The following is a 20,272-nucleotide window of genomic DNA, read 5'->3' as shown; positions in this document are numbered from 1 at the left end:
GAAAAATTCACTTAACACAAGGAAATGGCATGAGAGTTATACCTCCGATAAAATCGATTATTTATTTTGAGGCCGCTGCTAGATTGCAAAGTTTTAAACTTGCCGCAATGGAACTGAATGTTACGCCTGGTGCAATTAGCCATCAGATAAGTACATTAGAAGATTTTATTGGTAAAAAAGTATTTGAAAGAGGTAGTAGGAAGATTACTCTAACCTATTGTGGTTTAAGATATTATTCTAGAATATCCTTGATTTTGCAAAATATGGAAGAAGCTACGGTTGACCTGGGTATTGAAGGGAGTAAGCCAAAAATCAAAATAGCTATACCTCCATCATTATTAAAGAATTGGCTTCTACCAAGGTTAGTAGATAACAAGCTAAAAGAGCTTAATCGTAGTGTTGAATTTATTGATACATTAGATTACCTTGAATTTTCTAAGTGTGATTTAGATCTGGCAATACGTTATGGCTACGACTCTTGGGATAATCTCTACTCAGTTTTTTTATTTCATGAAGAAATGATTCCGGTATGCCATCCTAATTATTTTAATTCTGATGTTCTTAGCTTTAATCAGGAGATTGTCGATAAACATACTTTGATTTTTACCAACAACCGTTTAGTTCAATGGGATATTGTCATGCAGTATTTTGGAGTAGAGCGAAAATCGAGCCAGAGTAAACTTATCTTTCAAAACTCTATTCAAGCAATAGAAGCTGCAATTCAAGGTGCTGGTATTGCTTATGTGAATCGAATTCTAGTCTCAAAAGAGTTGGCTAATGGACGTTTGATTAAGCCATTCGATATATATATGCCAAAACATAAATCTCCCGCGTATCATCTTGTTAGCACTTATGAGCATATGCAGGATGAATCAACATTTAAGCTATATCAAACAATTTTAGATTTCGCTAAATCAGTTAAGGCTCAATAATTTTTGATGTCATAATTTTGTTATTTTTGAGATTAGAACTCTAAGATATTTTGCATATAAGCGTGATCAAACTTGATCTAATGTTTAATGTACTTCGCAAAAAAGAACTTTTCAAAAGAGTGGGTAATCATATGTTTTTAATCGAAAGTTTTTAGAAAATCTATCACCATGTCCATTGGGCCGAGAAGACGCAAGCGGGTATAAGTTAAGTAACATACTGAAACTTTAAATTAATAATATGGTTAATGTAAATAACTGTTAATGATTCGTAGGTTTTTGTTTCCAAACATGGCTGAACTTTTTTGTCGGCAACCAGAATGGCATCATTTACAGACTAACCGTGCCTGAACCCCGCAATAAAACAACTAATTGGGAACAATATAACCAACCGTAGTTCGCTTATCTTCTGGATTGATGAGAAAATCAACGCCATCTGGCAAGCTAAAGTAGAGCAAGGCAGGAAAGGTCGCCGACGATTGTTTAGTCAGAGGCTATCCATCGCCACCACACTCATGATTAAGCTATTTTCGCCATGCCCCTGCGGGCGTTACATGGTTTTCGCTATTTCAGTAGGCTCAGGTGCCACTTTCTTGCTCGCATAATGCTTATATCTATTAACACGTTTAGACTGTCAAAATTGCCTTAAAAACTAAAATAAGTGGTGCCATTGCTCACTTAGGGATGAAGCAAGACAGACGATGTTTCAATACATCGAAATGTTCTACAATCCCGAAAATAGCCACACTAACAATGGTGAGTGTCGCCAACAGAGTATGAGCAGCAGTATTTTGAGAATTTAAGAAAGTGTCTAATTTTCTTAGGTCTTACCAGATGCAGTTGCCCCCGTTTGATAGACGTTTAGCGATTAATGCTCCAGCTGCTTTTCAAATTGTTCGAACAGAAAATCTAAAAATAATCGCAGTCGTTTGGGCTGATATTGGCGGCTAATGTATACCACGTTGAGGTCAGCACTTGAGACTGTGGTCGAGCTATTAAAGTTTTTCATATAGCCATTTAATACTGTTACTAGGCGTTGCTGATTAATGTCATTTTGCACATCGAGCAGTGATTTTAACGCGATCCCCGCGCCTTCTAATGCCCAGCAACGGATCACTTCGCCATCATCAGAAAACCGTTTTGGGGTGACAGTAACTGAGTTGCGGCCTTCTTGGTCTTGAAAGTGCCAAGTTTTGAGCTCTTCGTTACTGCGCAGCATAGCGAGGCAATCATGATGGTTGAGGTCTTGCGGTTTAACGGGTGTACCTTTCCGCGCAAGGTATTCTGGGGATGCGCACAGCACCCGTCGACTCCGCGCTAGCCGCCTTAAAATCAGATTACTGTCAGTTAAATCACCGTAGCGAATAACGACATCTATGCCCGATTCGGCAATATTAGACAGATTATCATTAAGGTACAGATAGGGAACGATATCGGGGTAGCGGTCAGTGAAGGCGGACAAAATCGGCAGTATATATTGTTTGCCTATATCTTTTGGCGCAGCAATTTTTAAGGTGCCTTTGACCTCTTTTACCCCATTCAGTAGCAAATTTTCGGTTTCTTTTACATTTTCGATAATCCCCAAGCATGCTTGGTGATACAGGGCCCCTGAGTCTGTGAGTGACAGATGTCGAGTACTTCGATTAAGCAGCTTAACCCCGTAGCGATCTTCAAGTGCTTGTAAGCGAGCCGTGACGGTCGCTGGAGAAAGTCCGAGCTCTCGGCCCGCCGCTGCCAACCCTTGATGTTTCACTATGCTGATAAACAGCGCCATATCTGAAAATTTATCCATTTTCACTTCTATTATTTGTCTGGGCTGAATAATGAATTCGTATATTAATCAATTATCAGAATTTGTCGAATGAATATACTGGCTCCACTAATCCATCAGCAGTGCAGAGAGCAGTCATATGAGCAGCCACATCAGTAATCAAATTAGCAATCAGAGCAATAGCGATAAAGCTGTGATTGTCATCATCGGCGGAACATCAGGAATAGGGGCTGCACTTGCTAGGCAGCTAACGATAGACAACCAGATTGTCCATGTCGCCAGTCGCCAAACAGGCGTAGATGTGGCGGACGAACAATCGGTAAATCGATTTTTTGAATCCATTGGTGCGTTCGATCACTTAGTGATCACCGCGGGTTCTTCTGCGCCTGCTGGCAAGGTCGTTGATGTCGATTTTCAACAAGCTAAAGCGGCTTTTGATACTAAGTTTTGGGGCTCAATCAATGCTACAAAACAGGCGGTTCGTTACATTAAACAAGGTGGTTCGATCACGCTAACCACTGGGATGCTGTCACGAAAAGTGGTCGCTAATACCTATGTTAAAAGCACAATGAACGCCGCCTTAGAAGCCTTTACTAAGGTGCTCGCTAAAGAGCTTGCCCCCATTAGAGTCAACGCTGTTAGCCCTGGATTAACAAGAACTGGGTCAATGCCTGCGCAAACGGCGATGTACGAACAAGCCAAAGCCACATTGCCTGTGGCAAAAGTGGGTGAGCCGAGAGATATCGCTATGGCCTATTACCTTGCCATGAATAACAGCTTTATGACTGGCGCCATTATTGATGTTGATGGTGGTGCGCTGATTAGTTAATGCGCTGAATAAATCGTGCTTTATACCCATTATTGCACCGAGCTGATAACACATCGCCGGTATGCTTCCTACACAAAATTTGAAATAAGCGAGATTACAATGAACAAGGAAAAAATGCCGTTACAAGTGTGGATACTAACGCTGGCAGCGTTTGCAATTGGCACCGCAGAGTTTGTGATAGCGGGTATCCTGCCACAAATTGCAATGTCTTTGTCGATTAGTGAAGGTCAGGCAGGGTATTTGATTAGCGCCTATGCATTGGCAATTGTGTTTGGTGGTCCTATCCTCACGATTTACTTAGCGCGGTTCAATAAAAAAACCGTACTGACCAGCTTAATGGTGCTGTTTATCTTGGGTAATTTACTGTCGGCATTTGCCCCCAATTACACCTTGCTGATGATTAGCCGAGTGATTACTGGCTTAGTTCAAGGTCCATTTTATGGCATAGGTGCCGTAGTGGCGACCAGTTTGGTATCAGATAAAATGGCCGGACGTGCTGTGGGTCAGATGTTTGCGGGCTTAACCTTAGCGAACGTATTGGGCGTACCAGGTGGCACTTGGATTGGCCTGCAATTTGGTTGGCAAACCACCTTTATCACAGTCGCTTTATTGGGCGTTATCTCAATCGTGTCTATCTTCAAGTTTATTAATGCGACCGGCCATAGTGAAGCGAAAAATGTTTCAGCTCAGCTGCGAGCATTTAAAAACCCTATGTTATTGATTAGTCTTGCTATCACTGTGTTTGCTTGGTCCGGTTTTATGACCGTTTACGGTTATATTGCGCCAATTGCGATGCACATTACGGGTTTTAGTGAACATGCTGTAACGTGGATTTTAGTTATCGTCGGCTTAGGTTTGATATTGGGTAACACTTTAGGCGGGCGCTCATCGGATAAAGACTTGCAGAAAGCGTCGATGTTTTGGGCGATAGCCATGATTGTGTCGCTGCTACTGGTTGGTTTCGCGCTGGATAGTCAAGTGATGTTTGTTATTGCCGTTTTTGTCTTTGGTGTCGCTTCGTTTGCTAATGTTCCAGCGATGCAGTTACGGGTAATGAATCATGGTGGTGAAGGGCAAGAGTTGGCAGCAACCGCTAATATTTCAGCCTTTAACCTAGCTAATGCGTTTGGTGGATTCTTAGGGGGGATGGTGCTGGATAGTCAGATGGGCGCAGGCATGATCCCTTATGCAGCAGTAATTATCCCTGTACTTGGTTTAGCGTTTATTTCAATAGTAAACAAACGTGAGACACGTGCCGCGAATACTGTCGCTGTGCCTTGTGTTTAAATTCTGATATAGGCTGCCATTTATTTTAGCCAAAATGCTCAATGTAACTCATTGAGCATTTTTATTTTAGGCTCAAATGTAGCTGACCTTTGTGATTCAGCAAGATAGAATAATCTATCGGCTATCTTGTTTAATTTGTATTCACGATCTCATCCTAGAGGATATGCCGTTAATTAAAGGATTAACATTGCCAGATATGGATGATAGAGATGTGGTTGCAGCGGCTTAAAAATGGCATGCATAGGCTATCATAACGTTTAATCTCAAAGATTTTCCTGCATTAGTAATTAATATTTTTGAACTTTCCGTTATCTGTTTCACAACGTGTTTAACTTGTACGTTATTCATACATAGACTTTTTGCCAATTTGTAAGTACATCAAAAGGTGACTCACATGAAAAGTATTGCTAAGCGATATATTCAGTGACGAACGGGCATCGTTGTGCGTGAATGCTTACGATAGCTGAACATCATGCTATCTACAGATCTCTAGCTCATTCATCTAATTTGTGATTATTTATGCAATTTCATATTCATAACAGCATCTAAACAGCTGTTTGCAGTCAATTGCTGATGAAGCACCTCAAATATGCACGTAAACACGTGATTTTTGCATGTTAATAACGATTAAATTGAAACTCTACGTGTATTCATTACAAACAGAAAATCAGTTATATTGTTTCTATACAAATTTATTAAGGGAATACAATGTCTGAATTTATAGAGATCTTAACTCATGCTCGTCGTTTAAAAGCTTCAGTTAAAGAGTTATCTGTGGCAGAGCTAAAAGATGTGTATGAAAAGTTAGGCAAGATCGTTGCGGAAAGAGAAGAAGAAGCGAATGCTGAAGCTGAAGCAAATGCTGAGCGTATCGCTAAAATTGCAGAACTTCAGAAAATGATTGAATCAGCTGGTTTATCACTTGATGATCTTGGCGGTGTTACTGCTAAAGTAAAAAGCGCAAGAGCACCACGTCCAGCTAAATATTCAATCGTAGTTGAAGGTGAAACTGTCACTTGGACAGGGCAAGGTAGAATGCCAACTGTTTTCAAACAACAAATTGAAAATGGCCGCTCAATCGAAGACTTTTTGATCTAAATTCTCCACCTATAGCAGAACAGACTAATGAAAGTTTGTTCTGCCCCATTCCTAGTTAGAGCAGTTACTCTGCAAATTATGACGCTTTGGAGTCTGCAATACGTGACGTTATAGCAGGCACCAATAATGCATTGCACGGAATCTACCGAAATTGAGTATAGAGGGTGTTCTCGACCAGTAATTTAATCTGCATCGTTATGCAAGTTTGCTGACAGTAAAACCTCACTAATAGTTAATGAATGTCTTCGAGGTCGGCTCTAAGGCGTTCATCTCAGATAAGGTCTGAATTTCTACGGGTAAGTCAGGCAAAAATAGATCTTGTTACAGTACACTAATTGAGATCATTGCTCACTTACTTTAGTTATTTACCAAGACAATATCCTTATTTGTATGTACTAAACAATCTGTCACCAGTATCGGGTCCCTTACCATCCGAAATGACCTGAACCTTTGCTCCTTCGTACTGGTTATTTGATACTCGTACAGTATATAAATCATAGCTCTCAAGTAGCTCAGTCGAAGAACTTGGGATCACTGTTGTAGCAAGTTTTACAGAGTTAGCATTTGGTAGTTGGTCAATCAAACTAAAAACACTTTTACCCGAATTTATTACTGCATCAACAATGATAATGTCTTTGTCTTTAACAATTTCTAGGTCTTCGTTAGAAACCTTATCATCATTGACGAAAATTATTGATATATTGCTACCTAGCTGTTCAAGCTTGTCTGCAATACCATTGCCAAAACACAAACCAGCCCGCATCAAAATCAATACAACATAGTTTTTATGCTGATTTGAAGATTTTGATATTGGTTCAGCAATGATCTCTCCTAACTGATAATGTGCGGTTCGAAGTTTGTAGCCCATCGACATTGAGCTGCTTTTACAAATCTCAATTAATTGTTTAACATTATTATTATGGCAGCTTTCATTTAATACATACATAATTATACTTCTTCTAGTTCACAGCATTTTTTGAGGTCATAAGACACCCCAACTTCAAACATTTTTTCGATATTTGTACACATCGATTCAGCTAAGTAAGACTCCACTGCTTTGTTTAACTTTTCGTGAGCAACCAAATACCCTTTATTTGCTGCTTCTAACATTGGTATGTCAATCATCGAATCACCAATAGCCACAACGTGTTTTCCTTTGTCCATTAGTAGATTCGCTATTTCTTTCTTGAACAATGGAGTAACAAGATACTCAATTTCTGATTTACAATTGTTTCCCAACAAAACGTCAAAAATTTGATATTTTTCGTTAACTAGACTCCAGATTTCGATTACACCTGACGTAACACCGATAACAATTGAGTCTTTCTTACTCGAAAAATAGTTTGATAAACTCTGGCTCAGCTTTATCTTTTGCAAAGTTTGATTTGCTGCTTCTCCCACTTTAATAGAGCTATTCTTTTTGTATAAATTCCAAACTTTAAAGAATTGGTATGACGTATACCTATCATTTCTAAATACAGACTTTAACTCTTCTTTTTTAATCCCTAAATGCCTACAAAAATCATAAGTCCCATCATTAATTGAAACTGTCTTATCACAATCAACAAGGATTATTTGATTTGATTTATCAAGTAATTCTTTATTTTTGGTATAAAAGTTTAGAGCTGAAGTTTGATTGCAAAGTTTTGAAGAATATGATTCCAACCAATAATAAATAAATTGAATGCTAGAATTAGTATCTTCATCTAAGATCACCAGCTCTTTTCTGTTGCTATTACATATCTTATTTAATTCACATTTTTCATATTTCTTCCAATTTCTAACTTGCTCTACAGTAATATCTAAATTTCTTTTATCTCCTGTGCTTTTTCTTGAAAAATCTACAATAATTTCTGATGGAGTATCCAAATAAAAGAAATGATCGTAAACATTTTCATCCTGTTCAGTGAAGACTACTTTGTAAAAGTCGCCATCTATAAAGGAATAATGACCATCTACTAGTACGAGATCGTATTCTAAATTTTTTTCATTCACGATCTCAGTAAATTTTTCTCGCAATATTCTTTTTCTTGATTCATCGAGACTTTTAAAGGGCTGTATGAACATATCTTGAGCAAGGGCATTCAATGTCTTTGAACCCTCAATATGAATAGCTGTTAACAATGTAGTTTCCTGTAAATAGGCTATTACATTCTTTATTAGATAGTCTTTACCAGATCTAGACACCCCATAGATAGCTAACTTCATCATTTAACCTCAACATATTTGTCGTAGTAACATTCACCGTCCTGTAGAGACTTCATCTTACCCATTTGAAACGCTAAACTTTCAAGGTCCATATCGAATGCACCATAATTGTAATCTTCATTTCCATAGAATCTGCCACACGGATAGATACCACGTTTAGTGATAAAAATATTGGTTCGACCTACTCCACAGAGTGTGCCATACATTGTACAGTCATATTTCTTTTTATTATTTTCATCAAGTTGACGTACTTCGAACTGGCTACCTCTAAAATCTTCAAGCAAAGATTGATATTCGTCCTTTGATATTGTCATACTTTGATCATGAGAATCAAATAGACGTGAGAATGTTACATCCTTAAAATTATTATCTTCAAGGTATGTTCTAAGTTTAGCTTTATTCAAAATGGTTTGGCTGTGCACTGTGCAGTTTATAGGTGGCTTATGACCAAATTTAGACTCATACTTTTTCACCCCACTAAAAACAACATTATATTTCTCTCGACCTAAATTATGAAGCTCTTCATAACCATCCAATGAGAAGCACATCTTTATCGAATCTTTGTGCTCCAAGAAAAAATCCAACATCTTTCCTGTTAATATAGTTCCATTTGTAATGGTATAAAATGCTAATCTATCAAGATTATTATTCTTTACATACTCGATAAGACCAACAATTTTTCTATACTGTAAAATAGGCTCACCAGAACCAACTATCCCAATTTTGAAGGTGGTTAAATTGTTAACTATTGCATAATCATTTAAGTTTTTTGCTATTTTTATTAGCTCATCAGTAGTAAACTCTTGTGGTATTCCACTTAACTTTCCATTATCTTCATTATGAAAATGGCAGTAAGCACATTTTAAGTTACATTGTTCTCCAAGAGATATACAAGCTCGATCAATCACTTCAAATTTCCTCTAAACAGTTCAAATATATCACTACTTTTCGGGTTGTTAGCATCTAAATAGTCAATTGCTCTTTTGTTATTTCTACACCGAATCATCAAATCAGTTCTTTCAATTAGCATTCTGACCATTTTTATATCGTGCTTAATACAAGCTTTCATCAAAGGTGTGTAACCGTTATTATCTTGTTGATTTGTACAGGAATCGTGAGACAAAAAGTAATCTGCCGCTTGTAAAAATCCGCTCCACGCAGCAATCATTAGAGGTGTATTGCCAGCATTCTTACCTCCACTCCCATAGTCAAGATCAGCCCCGTTTTCGACCAACAGCTTTATTATTTCCAATTCTTTAATCTGTGTTGCGTGATGGATAGCTGAGAATCGGTATTTGTGCTTATCCCTCACATCAAGATTGATTTCTTTTAGTGTGAGAAGGTATTTGATCATCGGTAGGTCACGATTTCTTACAGCACAAATCAATGGCGTTAAGCCACTATCAGGACTATGAAAATTGACATCAACGCCCTGCATATCGAAATCCATAGCTTGTTGAAGTCTCTTTAATTTGACTAAAGAACCAAACTCTATAGACCGTACAACATCATAATCGTTGTCTGCGGTGTGGAACTTCTCTATGTACATATTGGGAGTTATTGCTGTGAGATTTCTTGGTTCTCTAGTCAAGAACTGAAAGTAGATATCATCACTTAGCAAATACACATCATCGTAAGGGCAAGCTTTCGATCTCTTGATTGCTACATCAGCGATCTTTTCGTCATTGTTTCCATCTGTTTTAATGCTTCTTTCTATGCAGAATTTTGCTTTTTTCTCGGTAATAGATTTCATTACCAACCAAGCTTTTTGTTTTGTAGAAGGGTTGCCTCGGTCTTTCAGGTTATTCAATTCTGAAATGACTACTTCTGGTATCACGACTTCTTCAAAGAACTCTTCAAGCTCATCAATGATCGATGGTCTTTTGATCAATGCTGAAGTATCAACAACGATAACCTTTTTCTTGATTGAAGTATTTCCGACCAACTCATCTGTCGAAGTTTTGAATATTTTCGATAGTTTTAGCAACTGAGACGAAGATGGCTCGTTTTTCCCGTTTTCCCAATTTGATATCACAGGTCTAGCAACGTTAAGTTGCTCTGCAAGTTCTTTTTGAGAAAGCTTTTGCTCATCTCTAAATGTTTTAATGTTCTTTCCAATTAGTTCTGTCAGCATAATTTACACTCATATCCTTTGGCTATGCATTCAATGCCTCATGTGTATCGAAACATAACAGGGTGTTAATATGGGCACAAGAAGCAAGTTACTGATGTATAGATACATTACAGCGTGTAACTATGCGTGACACGCTTTAGGTTGAATAGCTAAAATATCTCGAACAGATACTGGTAAGCCTTTACAAGGCCATTGGAGGCTTCCATGTGTTGCATTCAACAATCCAGAGTTAAGAGGTTCAATCTAGAAGGAACCACATAAGTAATATTGGGAAGAATAATATTCAGTTACAGCAGGTCCAATCCGATTGTAACCTCGCTTTAGTGGATAAGCGCATCAAGAGCTAGTCGTGTTTTGCATGCTTTATCGAAAATTCTGCATCAAATGAACCTGACATCGCAGAACGAAGATGCGAGTTTCTGTCCATTTTCTATCATGAACGGGATTACCTGACATGGTGCCGTTTTGCTACTTGGAATACCAGAAGCTATCTGAATTGTAAATTCCGCCCGAAGCATCTAAATGGTTTTTGTCCCATAGTGAGTTGTGTGGTTTCGAGTGGAAAAAACTGTCAGTTTGTGTATGAGTTAGTACACCTGTAGTGGTTCTTTGTCTACTCACTAAGCACTTCAAATAAATTGCTTAAAAGGTCATTTCTTAGCCTTTGACCGTGGAATTTATAATTTTTCGAAGTAAAAGTAAGGGGCGACCATATGGTCGCCCCTTACTTATGCTGTGATTTAAAAACGAACTATTTTATTGAGCTACAAGTCTTAAATTTCTAGCATTGTGCGCAAGACTGACGTTCCCTTTAGCGGCTTCCACTATGTAGTTACTCCACCATGCCATCATTTCTCGTCGGCGCTCAAGGTAAATACTTCGGTTATAGGCACTGCGTACTTGGTTTTTATCCGTGTGAGCGAGCGCTGCTTCAATTACATCAGGATCAAAGCCCTGCTCATTGAGTGTGGTACTTGCTAGAGACCTAAAACCATGCGCTGTAGTTCTGTCTTTTAAGCCCATGCGTTTTAATGCAGCATTAGCCGTTTGTACATTGCTGTGAGTTTTTGGATCTCTATCAGCAGGGAAAATATATTCTCTGTGTCCTGATATAGGTTTAATTGCTTCTAGGAGGGCTAAAGTTTGTTCTGTTAGTGGGATCTGGTGATCTCGGCGCATTTTCATTCTTGCTGCGGGGATAAGCCAAATACGCTCATCAAAATTGATTTCATCCCAACGAGCTGCGGCGGCTTCATTTGGTCTAGTCATAGTGTGCAGTTGCCATTCAATTAAAAAGCGAGTCACTTTTTTAATACTTGCGTTGGCAATAGCTTGCATTAACTCAGGTAGCTCATCTGGCTTCAAGGCTGCTAAGTGTTCTTTACGAGGTTTTTTGAAAATAGCCTTAATACCTGATAGGGGATTTGCATGTATTAACCCTGTATTTACTGCATAGATCATCACTTCGTTTAACCTTTGAGTGAGTCGTTTTACTGTTTCTAAATTTCCTTTGGCTTCTATTGGTCTTAAGAATTCAATAACCATAGGTGCAGTAATTTGGCTTATTGGGATGTCTTTAAGTGAGGGTAGTAAGTGCAGCTTAAAAGAGCGCCAAGTGGCTGCTGCATGATCTTCTGTCACCTCATCTTTTTTCCGCTCAAACCACTCGGCAGCAATTTTACCAAAAGTATGTTCTATGATGGCTGCTTTAGCGGCAATCTGAGCTTCTCTATGGGCTTTAGGGTCTGTGCCATGGGCAATAAGAGTTCGAGCTTCTTGTGCGAGTTTACGAGCTGATAATAGTGAGATATCGGGATAAGAGCCTAGGCTAAGGTTTTGGCGTTTTTTCGTTATTGGATGTGAGTAGTTAAGCAGCCAGAGCTTTGAGCCATTAGGCTTAATTCTGATCTGTAGTCCGCCACCATCGGCAAGGTTGTACTCCTTATCTTTTGGTTTAGCAGTTTTGATCTCTGTATCAGATAACGGCTTAGCAAGTCTTGCCATAACAACACCTTAGCACCAGTATTTTGTTGATACTCAGTGTTACTAAAATCAATATTTACATAACTTATTGATCTAAAATAGATAACACCATTTTAGTAACACCGCACTTTAATGTTAAGTGCTGGTGTTACTTCTGATGTTACTAAAAAGCATGGATGTTACCAACCATTATTGGACGTCTATGGATAAGTTGTCTTGCTAAGTTATTGATTTTAGATTGTTTTAGGCAAGAAAAAAGACGTCCTGAGACGTCTTCGTTCTTATATTTGGTGGAGGCGGCGGGACTTGAACCCGCGTCCAGAAAACCTACATCCAAGGCGCTACATGCTTAGTCTTTCTATTGTTTAACCGTTTGAACTCCGAAAGACAGGATCCCAAACGGTGAGTCCGGTACTGTTTCGCGGTTCACCCCCGGACAGGGTTCCCTCGCTAGCACGATGTGAGATGACCATCAAATCCACTGCCCATGTGCGAAGCGTGTGGTAGATGGCTAGCGGCATTAAGCGGCTAGAGCGTAGTTATCGTCGTTTGCAACTATAACTTTGCGGCTTTTAACGAGGCCAACCGCCCCTCGGCATGCTCCCAGGGTTTCGTGAATCCTGTCGAATCCAGAATCGCCCCCAAGAAAGTTGATTGTAACTCGTAGCGTAAAGATAACCTAGTATCATTTGCTGCAAGTTCAATCGTTTGTTCATTATCCGCGCGTTTTTTCCTTTTTCATTACGCGGGCTTTTTCGACTTCCCATTCGCGCGCTTTAGTATCTTCACGCTTGTCGTGATCTTTTTTACCTTTACCTAGGCCGATTTCCACTTTGACCCAAGCCCCTTTACGCCAGTACATGGAGATAGGGATAATCGAGTAGCCTTGGCGTTCCACTAAACCTGCTAATTTGTCCAACTCTTTACGACTTAACAGTAATTTTTTGAGTCGTATAGGGTCGCACACCACATGGGTTGAAGCGGTATTGAGCGGAATAATGGTACAGCCGTGCATAAAGGCTTCGCCATTTTTTAAGAAGACGTAGCAGTCCGATAGGTTCACTTTGCCCATGCGGATAGACTTCACTTCCCATCCCATGAGGGACAGGCCGGCTTCCATTTTTTCTTCGAAACGGTATTCGAAGGTTGCGCGCTTATTACGTGCGATTGTCGCAGGCGCGGCTTTTTTTGAGTTTTTCTTTACCATAGTGGCGCCATTATACGCACGGTGAATCAATTTGAAATGGATATAAGGGTTTATTTGAGCTATTTCAAGCCCTCATTAGTTTGTTGCTGGTTTTTTATACGGTTTTGACTGTGTCATCATAGGGATGTGTGAGGGGTGCGTTTTTTAAGTATCGTGGTAGAATCCAAACCAATTTTGTTAGCTTCCCTAGAGATTAGGGCGCGCGGAGTTCGCTTGAGACAGCGTGTTTCCTTAGATTGAGAGTGCCAAGCTTTATGCCGCAAATTTCTCGAAGTGTGTTAGTTCGTTTTAGTGCGATGCAAATGTATGATTTAGTCAATGATGTTGAGTCGTACAAAGAGTTTTTACCCGGTTGTGTTGGCGGTAAAGTGCTTGAGTTTGATGGTAAAACCATGGTGGCCTCGGTCGATGTGAGTAAGGCGGGGATCCGTAAGACCTTTACCACGCGCAATCAGGTGGTGCCGGGAAAGAGTATCGAGTTAAGACTTGAAAATGGGCCTTTTAAACACTTATTCGGCCAGTGGCGTTTTACCGAGTTGACTGAAGATGCCTGTAAGGTGGAGTTCGATTTAAATTTCGAGTTTTCCAGCTCATTGGTCGATATGGCTTTTGGTAAAGTGTTTAATGATCTTATGGTGTCAATGGTGACGGCATTTACCAGCCGCGCTAAGGTAATTTACAGTGACAAATGAAGCAGATAAGTTCGTCGTCGATGTTATTTATGCGCTGCCGACTCAGCAGAAGGTGATTTCGGTTAGCGTATTGCCCGGCACGAGCGCGATTGACATAGTGCGTCAGAGCAATATGGTGAGTTTTTTCCCTGAGATTGATTTAGAAACGGTAAAGCTTGGGGTGTTTAGCAATGTGATTAAGCATGACCAAGTGATTTTACCTGGGCAGCGAGTGGAGATTTATCGCCCGTTGATTGCCGATCCTAAGGATGTGCGCCGTCGCCGTGCCGATAAGGCCAAGGATGAAGGTCGTGCCAATAAAGTGACCGGTGGACGGGTGTCTTAATCTGTCTGCAACACCAGCACAAAAAAAGCGCCATGGGCGCTTTTTGTTTTTAAGGCAAGTGTTAAACCAGTGTACTTACTTGATTGGCTTTTGAACTTGCGCTTCTGTTTGATTTTCTTTCACTAATGGCTTTTCGTCAGGGCGCTGTGCTGGCACCTGCGGCGCAGATTCTGCGGTGTTTACCATTGGTAACTTACTCTGCTCAAGCGGCGTATTAAACTCTGGGCTTAATTCATAGTCGCCCTTCACTAAGCTTAATTTGTTACCCGTAAAGTGCAGGATCAGTTCTTTGTGGGTAATGCTCGCATCACGGCCACTCTTATAGTGGTACACATAATACCAAGTGTCATCGGCAAAGCTGTCGCGCAATACTGGGCGACCAAGAATGTATTCGGCCTGCTCTTTGGTCATATCGATACGCAACTTTTCAACCTGTTGCGGTTCCATGTAGTTGCCTTGCGGAATATCGGGCTTATAGATCAGCCAATCAAACACGCTACAGGCACTGAGCGAAACTGAGAGCGCAATGGCACTCAGCAGGGTAAGACTTTGCTTTTTATTGATCATTGTATGCGCTACTTCTGAAAATCTGGCGGCCATCATACCCAAGCAGTCCCCCCTATGACAAGGGTAATTGGGCGTTGCGGCGCTTATCGTTGCAATTGTGTGAGTTTTCGACCTAAGCGGCTGGCTTTAGTTCGCTGTGTGTGAAGATTTTTATAATGAACACTGATTTACGTGGATTGTTACCTGTATCGCTTTTTGTTTTATATGTACCGTGTAGGGCGGTAATTAGGTCAGAAAATTTTACCAAATGCAGTATTGTGCTGTGGCATTGTTAGCTAAATGTGGGTAGAGTTGTGAAAGTTTTTTGTTTTGATGATCTTAGCGATGATATTGGTTTTAGAGAGCGTTATTTCAGCGCTTGAATTTATGTATTAATCCGCTGAGATCGCCTTTTTAGGAGAGACCATTGGGATCACTCGTTTGTGTGGGTACGGGGTTACAGCTCGCGGGGCAAATTAGCGTATTAAGCCGCAGCTATATTGAACATGCCGATATTGTATTTTCACTCTTACCCGACGGTTTTTCGCAGCGTTGGCTGACGAAGCTCAATCCCAATGTCATCAATTTGCAGCAGTTTTATGCGCAAAATGGTGAAGTTAAAAATCGCCGAGACACCTACGAGCAAATGGTCAATGCCATTCTAGATGCGGTGAGAGCGGGTAAAAAAACCGTGTGTGCACTCTATGGTCATCCGGGCGTGTTTGCCTGTGTATCCCATATGGCTATCACTCGCGCCAAGGCCGAAGGTTTTTCGGCCAAGATGGAGCCGGGGATTTCGGCCGAAGCTTGCCTGTGGGCCGACTTAGGGATTGACCCAGGCAACTCCGGGCATCAAAGCTTTGAAGCTAGCCAGTTTATGTTTTTCAACCATGTGCCCGATCCTACTACCCACTTATTACTCTGGCAAATCGCGATTGCGGGCGAACATACCTTAACCCAATTTCATACCTCGAGTGATAGGTTGCAGATCCTCGTGGAGCAGCTGAATCAATGGTATCCCCTCGACCATGAGGTGGTCATCTACGAAGCGGCTAATTTGCCAATCCAAGCCCCGCGTATCGAGCGTTTACCTTTAGCGAATTTACCCCAAGCACACTTAACACCGATTAGTACGTTGTTAATTCCGCCAGCAAAAAAGCTGGAGTACAACTATGCTATTTTGGCTAAGTTAGGGATCGGTCCCGAAGATTTGGGATAAATTGAAGTGTGATATTGAGTCATTATTAACAATAAGGAGAAAACATGTCTGCATTATCGGATTTTTTTACCCAGTTAGGCCAAGATGCGCAGTTAATGGAAGATTATAAGCAGAATCCCGAGGCGGTGATGCGTGCCCATGGGTTAACTGATGAAGAAATTAATGCTGTAATGACTGGTGATATGGAAAAGCTCAAAACGTTAAGTGGTGATAGTAGCTATCAATCTTACCTTGTTATTTCACATGGTAATGGTGATTAATTGAAGTTTTTTAGTGTTTTCATTTTGGCAATCTTGAGCATACTTTGTATGCCCTTGATTGCTTCAACTACAAATTATGATGAAACGCTAACTAAGATTGAAACATTACAACATTCTGATTTACCTGCTGCTATAAACCTAATTAAAACAATTGAATCTGAATTTGGTTCTATGTCTCGCTTACAGCAGGGACGAGTTTTGCTCTTTAAAGGTGCAGCTTCTATTTATTCAGGACAATATCAAACTGCTATTGAGTTATTGGGCCAAGCAGAAGCCTTACTCAAAGACTCTGAAATGTTATTTTCTGCATATAGTTATGAGGCAACAGCCTATATTGCTCTGCACCATTTCAATGATGCATTTAAAGTGATGGGAAAGAGTCTTGGGCTAATCGATCGAATTGATGATATTAACCTTAAGCGCGCTTCATATTTGCGTTTGGCTAGTTTATATACTGCGATGGGGGTCACTGAAGAGGTTGCTAAATATGCAGCTAAAGCGCTTGCTCTCGCCTCTCCAAGTGATGCTAAAGATGTTTGTATATCTAAACTATATTTATCCGTTCATCAGTTAGAGTCAAAGTCTTATTCGCAAGCATTTGATGAATTTAAGTTTACTCGTAGTTATTGTGAATCCAGTGGTTACCCACTAATTGCGAATATTGCATTAAAAGGTATGGGAGAATCGAGTCTTAGATTGAATGAGCCACAGCTTGCTATTTCTTACTTATTAGATTCTCTAAAGGGGTATGAATCATTTAATTTTGAGCTGGAGATTAATAGTGTACATGAGTTGCTCAGTGAAGCTTATTTGTTGTTGCAAGATTTTACGAAAGCTGAGTTACATGCTCAATATGTGATGAATCTTTTAGATGATTCTAGCAATACAGAGCTTAAGCACGGTGCATCAGGTGTACTCGCTAAGATTTATGCTCAAAAACAGCAATTTGAGCAAGCCTATGAATACTCCAGAAAAGAGCAGCATTATAATCAACTGATTTTTGATGAGTCGAGGATGAAAACCCTTGCTTATCAGGCGGCTAAGTTTAATGCCGATGAGCAGGCGCGTGAAATCAACTTGCTGAATAAAGAGCGTGAACTTTATATCGCCCAGCAAACGGTAAAAGAGCGTGAGTACACTAATATGCTGATGTTTATCACCATATTAGTTGGCGGGCTGTTTTTCCTTGCGATTTTGTTAGTCGTGGGCAATTTGCAAAAACGGCGTTTGATGCGCATGGCCAGAATGGATGCGCTGACGGGCGTGCTTAACCGTGGTGCAGGGCAAGATCTTGGCGAAAATCTGTTTGTGCAAGCCGCTGCCCGAGGGGGCGATTTTTGCGTGATTTTATTCGACTTAGATCATTTTAAACGGATTAATGATTCCTACGGCCATGGTACGGGTGACTGGGCGCTGAAAAAAGTCGTGGAAGTATTAAAACCCCATGTGCGCAATGGTGATGTGTTTGCCCGGATTGGCGGCGAAGAATTTGCGTTGTTTTTGCCCTATGCCAATGAGGAAAAGGGAATGGAAGTTGCCGAACAATGCCGAAGCCGAATCGAAGCCATTGATACGCATCTGTCGGGGCATAAATTTACTATCACCGCGAGCTTTGGGGTCAGCGGTATGACAACAGAAGACTTAAGCTTAGATCCTCTGCTGCACCGTGCCGATATGGCACTGTATGCCGCAAAATCCAATGGTCGTAACAGTGTATTCTGTTATGAGGACGCTTTAGCCTCCGATAAACGCGCCACCAATATTACCAGCCAGTTGGTAAGACCGTAGGGGGTAGAGTTGTATTGTCTGTGTAACTGACTGTTTAGGTTAATGTAACGCGGTTTTCTTCTTTCGCTTTTTCGCTTATTTCTTGCATTTTCTCGATGATTTTTAGGCCAATTTTTCACACTTTTTCCTGCCTAACTAGAGTATGATTGCCAGCGGTAGCCGAAGCTTTTTTCGCTTAAGGCCATACCCCTATTTTTGCCTTTCGTTAACGTTGTGGAGCCCTAATGGAAGAGTCGAGTCTGCTCACTTCTGTACTGTTATTTTTATTGGCCGCGGTGATTTTTGTGCCCTTGGGCAAACGTTTTGGCGCAGGACCGATTCTGTCTTATCTCGCTGCTGGGGTGATTTTAGGCCCCGGAGGCATGGCGCTGGTGTCTGATCCCGCCGCCGTGCTGCATTTTGCCGAGCTGGGTGTGGTACTGATGCTGTTTGTGCTTGGGCTTGAACTCAATCCGAGCAAGTTATGGGAGCTACGCAGTGCCATCTTTGGTCTCGGCAGTGGTCAGTTACTCCTTTCTTGGGCGGCAATAGGCGGTTTAGCCTGGGGATTTGGCTTATCCATTGAGGCAGCATTAGTGGTGGGCGCAGCGTTATCACTATCATCGACGGCTTTTGCGGTGCAGCTGATGAGCGAACATCGATTGCTGACCACTCCGCTTGGCCGCGATGCCTTTGGGGTGTTGTTAATGCAAGACCTCGCCGTGATCCCTATGTTGTTATTAACCGCTTATCTTGCACCTAATTCGGCCCAGATTGAGCACCATGCGGTGCCGTGGTATTGGACCTGTGTGGCCTTAGTGGGCTTTGTGTTGGTGGGCAAATATCTGTTGCCGCGGGTACTTAAACTTGTTGCCAGCAGTGGCGTTCGTGAAGTGTTAACCGCCTTTGCATTATTGTTGGTGATGGGCAGCGCCGAATTGATGGAGTGGCTAGGGTTGTCGGCGGGTATGGGCGCGTTTTTAGCCGGAATTATGCTGGCGAACTCCAGCTACCGACATCAGCTCGAAACCGATATTGAACCTTTTAAGGGCTTACTGCTTGGGCTGTTTTTTATGGCGGTCGGCATGAGTATGGATCTCAAGCTGTTTTTAACCGATCCCTTACTTATCCTCGCGATTTTGCTGGGCATGCTGCTGATTAAGACTCTCGTGCTAATGCTGCTTGGCCGTTTACGGCACCATACATGGCGCCCGAGTATTGCCCTAGGGCTTATCTTGGCAGAGGGCGGTGAGTTTGCCTTTGTGCTGCTATCGCAGGCGCAATTATCCAGCATAGTGGATGATAAAATCGCCCAAATCTTAGTGCTCGCCATCGGTTTATCCATGGCAGTCACACCGATGATTTTCACGCTTTTTAGAGTCACTAAACCTAAGGTGGTGGATACTCGTTTACCCGATACCATTAATGTGACTGAATCTGAGGTGGTGATCGCCGGATTTGGACGGGTGGGGCAGATCACTGGGCGGATTTTAGCGTCATCGGGTATTCCGTTTGTGGCCTTAGATAAGGATGCCAGCCATGTGGATGTGATCCGCAAATACGGTGGTGAGGTCTATTTTGGCGATGCCAGACGTTTAGATATGTTGATGTCGGCGGGGATTGCACGCTCGCGCCTGTTGCTGCTGGCTGTTGATAATGTTGAGGATTCGATTGAAATTGCCCAGCAGGTGAAAACCCATTTCCCCCATATCAATATCGTCGCTCGGGCGCGGGACCGTAACCATGCCTATCGATTAATGAGCCTTGGGGTGACCGATGTGTTCCGTGAAACCTTTGGTTCGGCTTTGTCTGCCAGTGAGAAGATTTTGCAGGGCTTAGGCTTATCACAGGTGCAGGCCAATGAAAGGGTGAAGATTTTTGCCGAGCACGATAAAAAGTTGGTGATAGATAGTGCCGCACACCAACATGATTTAGCCAAGCTGATTGATTTATCCAATAAGGGTAAAGCTGAGCTGGAGTCGCTGATGCGTGGCGACCGGGAGAATGTCAGTTAAGC

Annotated in this window: 18 protein-coding genes, 1 other RNA gene and 1 pseudogene; 11 read left to right on the top strand and 9 right to left on the bottom strand. The window is 41.4% G+C overall.

Annotation, left to right across the window (positions count from 1 at the left end):
* Nucleotides 1-29 precede the first annotated feature (29 nt).
* Nucleotides 30-932, top strand: a complete 903-nt coding sequence (locus JM642_RS14085) for a LysR substrate-binding domain-containing protein (protein WP_203432018.1) — start codon at nt 30-32, stop codon at nt 930-932.
* Between the two features lie 677 nt (nt 933-1,609).
* A pseudogene (locus JM642_RS20390) lies at nt 1,610-1,794 on the top strand (hypothetical protein); the annotation flags it as partial.
* 3 nt (nt 1,795-1,797) lie between these two features.
* Here the strand turns inward: JM642_RS20390 and JM642_RS14075 are convergent.
* Nucleotides 1,798-2,721 carry a LysR family transcriptional regulator gene (locus JM642_RS14075; protein ID WP_037415847.1) on the bottom strand — a complete coding sequence of 308 codons (924 nt, stop codon included), beginning with the start codon at nt 2,719-2,721 and terminating at the stop codon, nt 1,798-1,800.
* A gap of 118 nt (nt 2,722-2,839) precedes the next feature.
* On the opposite strand from JM642_RS14075, the gene JM642_RS14070 reads away from it, so the two are divergent.
* From JM642_RS14070 to JM642_RS14060, 3 genes are all read left to right on the top strand, one after another.
* Entirely contained in the window at nt 2,840-3,529 is a 690-nt protein-coding gene (locus tag JM642_RS14070) for an SDR family oxidoreductase (RefSeq protein ID WP_051714071.1), read from the top strand.
* Nucleotides 3,530-3,628: 99 nt separating this feature from the next.
* Nucleotides 3,629-4,816, top strand: coding sequence for an MFS transporter (locus JM642_RS14065; protein WP_203432017.1), 1,188 nt, complete (start codon nt 3,629-3,631; stop codon nt 4,814-4,816).
* 708 nt (nt 4,817-5,524) lie between these two features.
* Entirely contained in the window at nt 5,525-5,914 is a 390-nt protein-coding gene (locus JM642_RS14060) for an H-NS family nucleoid-associated regulatory protein (RefSeq protein ID WP_203432016.1), read from the top strand.
* A 382-nt stretch (nt 5,915-6,296) separates the two neighbouring features.
* On the opposite strand, the gene JM642_RS14055 is transcribed toward JM642_RS14060, so the two are convergent.
* The 7 genes from JM642_RS14055 to smpB form a co-directional block, all read right to left on the bottom strand.
* Nucleotides 6,297-6,860 (bottom strand): uracil phosphoribosyltransferase, encoded by a 564-nt coding sequence (locus tag JM642_RS14055; protein WP_144345615.1) that lies wholly within the window; start codon nt 6,858-6,860, stop codon nt 6,297-6,299.
* 2 nt (nt 6,861-6,862) lie between these two features.
* Nucleotides 6,863-8,125 carry an HAD hydrolase family protein gene (locus JM642_RS14050; RefSeq protein ID WP_144345614.1) on the bottom strand — a complete coding sequence of 421 codons (1,263 nt, stop codon included), beginning with the start codon at nt 8,123-8,125 and terminating at the stop codon, nt 6,863-6,865.
* The gene (locus JM642_RS14045) at nt 8,122-9,030 is read right to left on the bottom strand and encodes a radical SAM protein (RefSeq protein ID WP_203432015.1); all 909 of its coding nucleotides are present in this window, start codon (nt 9,028-9,030) and stop codon (nt 8,122-8,124) included. The genes JM642_RS14050 and JM642_RS14045 overlap by 4 nt, the downstream gene beginning before the upstream one ends.
* Nucleotides 9,027-10,256 (bottom strand): ankyrin repeat domain-containing protein, encoded by a 1,230-nt coding sequence (locus JM642_RS14040; RefSeq protein WP_144345612.1) that lies wholly within the window; start codon nt 10,254-10,256, stop codon nt 9,027-9,029. The genes JM642_RS14045 and JM642_RS14040 overlap by 4 nt, the downstream gene beginning before the upstream one ends.
* 756 nt (nt 10,257-11,012) lie before the next feature.
* A complete protein-coding gene (locus JM642_RS14035) occupies nt 11,013-12,260 on the bottom strand; it encodes an integrase domain-containing protein (RefSeq protein ID WP_172588347.1) in 1,248 nt (415 codons plus the stop codon).
* A gap of 267 nt (nt 12,261-12,527) precedes the next feature.
* Nucleotides 12,528-12,882: a transfer-messenger RNA gene (ssrA, locus tag JM642_RS14030) on the bottom strand.
* 72 nt (nt 12,883-12,954) lie between these two features.
* Nucleotides 12,955-13,446, bottom strand: coding sequence for an SsrA-binding protein SmpB (smpB, locus tag JM642_RS14025; RefSeq protein ID WP_011071661.1), 492 nt, complete (start codon nt 13,444-13,446; stop codon nt 12,955-12,957).
* A 254-nt stretch (nt 13,447-13,700) separates the two neighbouring features.
* On the opposite strand from smpB, the gene JM642_RS14020 reads away from it, so the two are divergent.
* Nucleotides 13,701-14,138 carry a type II toxin-antitoxin system RatA family toxin gene (locus tag JM642_RS14020; RefSeq protein WP_011623526.1) on the top strand — a complete coding sequence of 146 codons (438 nt, stop codon included), beginning with the start codon at nt 13,701-13,703 and terminating at the stop codon, nt 14,136-14,138.
* The gene (locus tag JM642_RS14015) at nt 14,128-14,463 is read left to right on the top strand and encodes an RnfH family protein (protein WP_037415988.1); all 336 of its coding nucleotides are present in this window, start codon (nt 14,128-14,130) and stop codon (nt 14,461-14,463) included. The genes JM642_RS14020 and JM642_RS14015 overlap by 11 nt, the downstream gene beginning before the upstream one ends.
* Before the next feature lie 75 nt (nt 14,464-14,538).
* On the opposite strand, the gene bamE is transcribed toward JM642_RS14015, so the two are convergent.
* The gene (gene bamE / locus JM642_RS14010; protein ID WP_037416135.1) at nt 14,539-15,030 is read right to left on the bottom strand and encodes an outer membrane protein assembly factor BamE; all 492 of its coding nucleotides are present in this window, start codon (nt 15,028-15,030) and stop codon (nt 14,539-14,541) included.
* Nucleotides 15,031-15,436: 406 nt separating this feature from the next.
* Here bamE and JM642_RS14005 point away from each other — a divergent pair, with 406 nt between their 5' ends.
* The 4 genes from JM642_RS14005 to JM642_RS13990 all read left to right on the top strand — a co-directional run bounded on the left by JM642_RS14005 (nt 15,437) and on the right by JM642_RS13990 (nt 20,270).
* Nucleotides 15,437-16,228, top strand: coding sequence for an SAM-dependent methyltransferase (locus JM642_RS14005; protein WP_037425536.1), 792 nt, complete (start codon nt 15,437-15,439; stop codon nt 16,226-16,228).
* Nucleotides 16,229-16,272: 44 nt separating this feature from the next.
* Nucleotides 16,273-16,488 carry a hypothetical protein gene (locus tag JM642_RS14000; protein WP_203432014.1) on the top strand — a complete coding sequence of 72 codons (216 nt, stop codon included), beginning with the start codon at nt 16,273-16,275 and terminating at the stop codon, nt 16,486-16,488.
* A gap of 48 nt (nt 16,489-16,536) precedes the next feature.
* Nucleotides 16,537-18,276 carry a GGDEF domain-containing protein gene (locus tag JM642_RS13995; RefSeq protein WP_203432013.1) on the top strand — a complete coding sequence of 580 codons (1,740 nt, stop codon included), beginning with the start codon at nt 16,537-16,539 and terminating at the stop codon, nt 18,274-18,276.
* 224 nt (nt 18,277-18,500) lie between these two features.
* Nucleotides 18,501-20,270, top strand: a complete 1,770-nt coding sequence (locus tag JM642_RS13990) for a monovalent cation:proton antiporter-2 (CPA2) family protein (protein ID WP_203432012.1) — start codon at nt 18,501-18,503, stop codon at nt 20,268-20,270.
* The last annotated feature ends 2 nt before the right edge of the window (nt 20,271-20,272 follow it).

Source organism: Shewanella sp. LZH-2 (assembly GCF_016859145.1).
GTDB classification, from domain to species: Bacteria; Pseudomonadota; Gammaproteobacteria; order Enterobacterales; family Shewanellaceae; genus Shewanella; species Shewanella xiamenensis.
This window is presented reverse-complemented; position numbering and strand designations above follow the sequence as displayed.

What these genes read in the sequence shown, in the direction of transcription:
- JM642_RS14085 (WP_203432018.1), top strand. Translation starts at nt 30, where the DNA reads ATGAGAGTTATACCTCCGATAAAATCGATTATTTATTTTGAGGCCGCT.
- JM642_RS14075 (WP_037415847.1), bottom strand. Translation starts at nt 2,721, where the DNA reads ATGGATAAATTTTCAGATATGGCGCTGTTTATCAGCATAGTGAAACAT.
- JM642_RS14070 (WP_051714071.1), top strand. Translation starts at nt 2,840, where the DNA reads ATGAGCAGCCACATCAGTAATCAAATTAGCAATCAGAGCAATAGCGAT.
- JM642_RS14065 (WP_203432017.1), top strand. Translation starts at nt 3,629, where the DNA reads ATGAACAAGGAAAAAATGCCGTTACAAGTGTGGATACTAACGCTGGCA.
- JM642_RS14060 (WP_203432016.1), top strand. Translation starts at nt 5,525, where the DNA reads ATGTCTGAATTTATAGAGATCTTAACTCATGCTCGTCGTTTAAAAGCT.
- JM642_RS14055 (WP_144345615.1), bottom strand. Translation starts at nt 6,860, where the DNA reads ATGTATGTATTAAATGAAAGCTGCCATAATAATAATGTTAAACAATTA.
- JM642_RS14050 (WP_144345614.1), bottom strand. Translation starts at nt 8,125, where the DNA reads ATGATGAAGTTAGCTATCTATGGGGTGTCTAGATCTGGTAAAGACTAT.
- JM642_RS14040 (WP_144345612.1), bottom strand. Translation starts at nt 10,256, where the DNA reads ATGCTGACAGAACTAATTGGAAAGAACATTAAAACATTTAGAGATGAG.
- JM642_RS14035 (WP_172588347.1), bottom strand. Translation starts at nt 12,260, where the DNA reads ATGGCAAGACTTGCTAAGCCGTTATCTGATACAGAGATCAAAACTGCT.
- smpB (WP_011071661.1), bottom strand. Translation starts at nt 13,446, where the DNA reads ATGGTAAAGAAAAACTCAAAAAAAGCCGCGCCTGCGACAATCGCACGT.
- JM642_RS14020 (WP_011623526.1), top strand. Translation starts at nt 13,701, where the DNA reads ATGCCGCAAATTTCTCGAAGTGTGTTAGTTCGTTTTAGTGCGATGCAA.
- bamE (WP_037416135.1), bottom strand. Translation starts at nt 15,030, where the DNA reads ATGATCAATAAAAAGCAAAGTCTTACCCTGCTGAGTGCCATTGCGCTC.
- JM642_RS14000 (WP_203432014.1), top strand. Translation starts at nt 16,273, where the DNA reads ATGTCTGCATTATCGGATTTTTTTACCCAGTTAGGCCAAGATGCGCAG.
- JM642_RS13995 (WP_203432013.1), top strand. Translation starts at nt 16,537, where the DNA reads ATGCCCTTGATTGCTTCAACTACAAATTATGATGAAACGCTAACTAAG.
- JM642_RS13990 (WP_203432012.1), top strand. Translation starts at nt 18,501, where the DNA reads ATGGAAGAGTCGAGTCTGCTCACTTCTGTACTGTTATTTTTATTGGCC.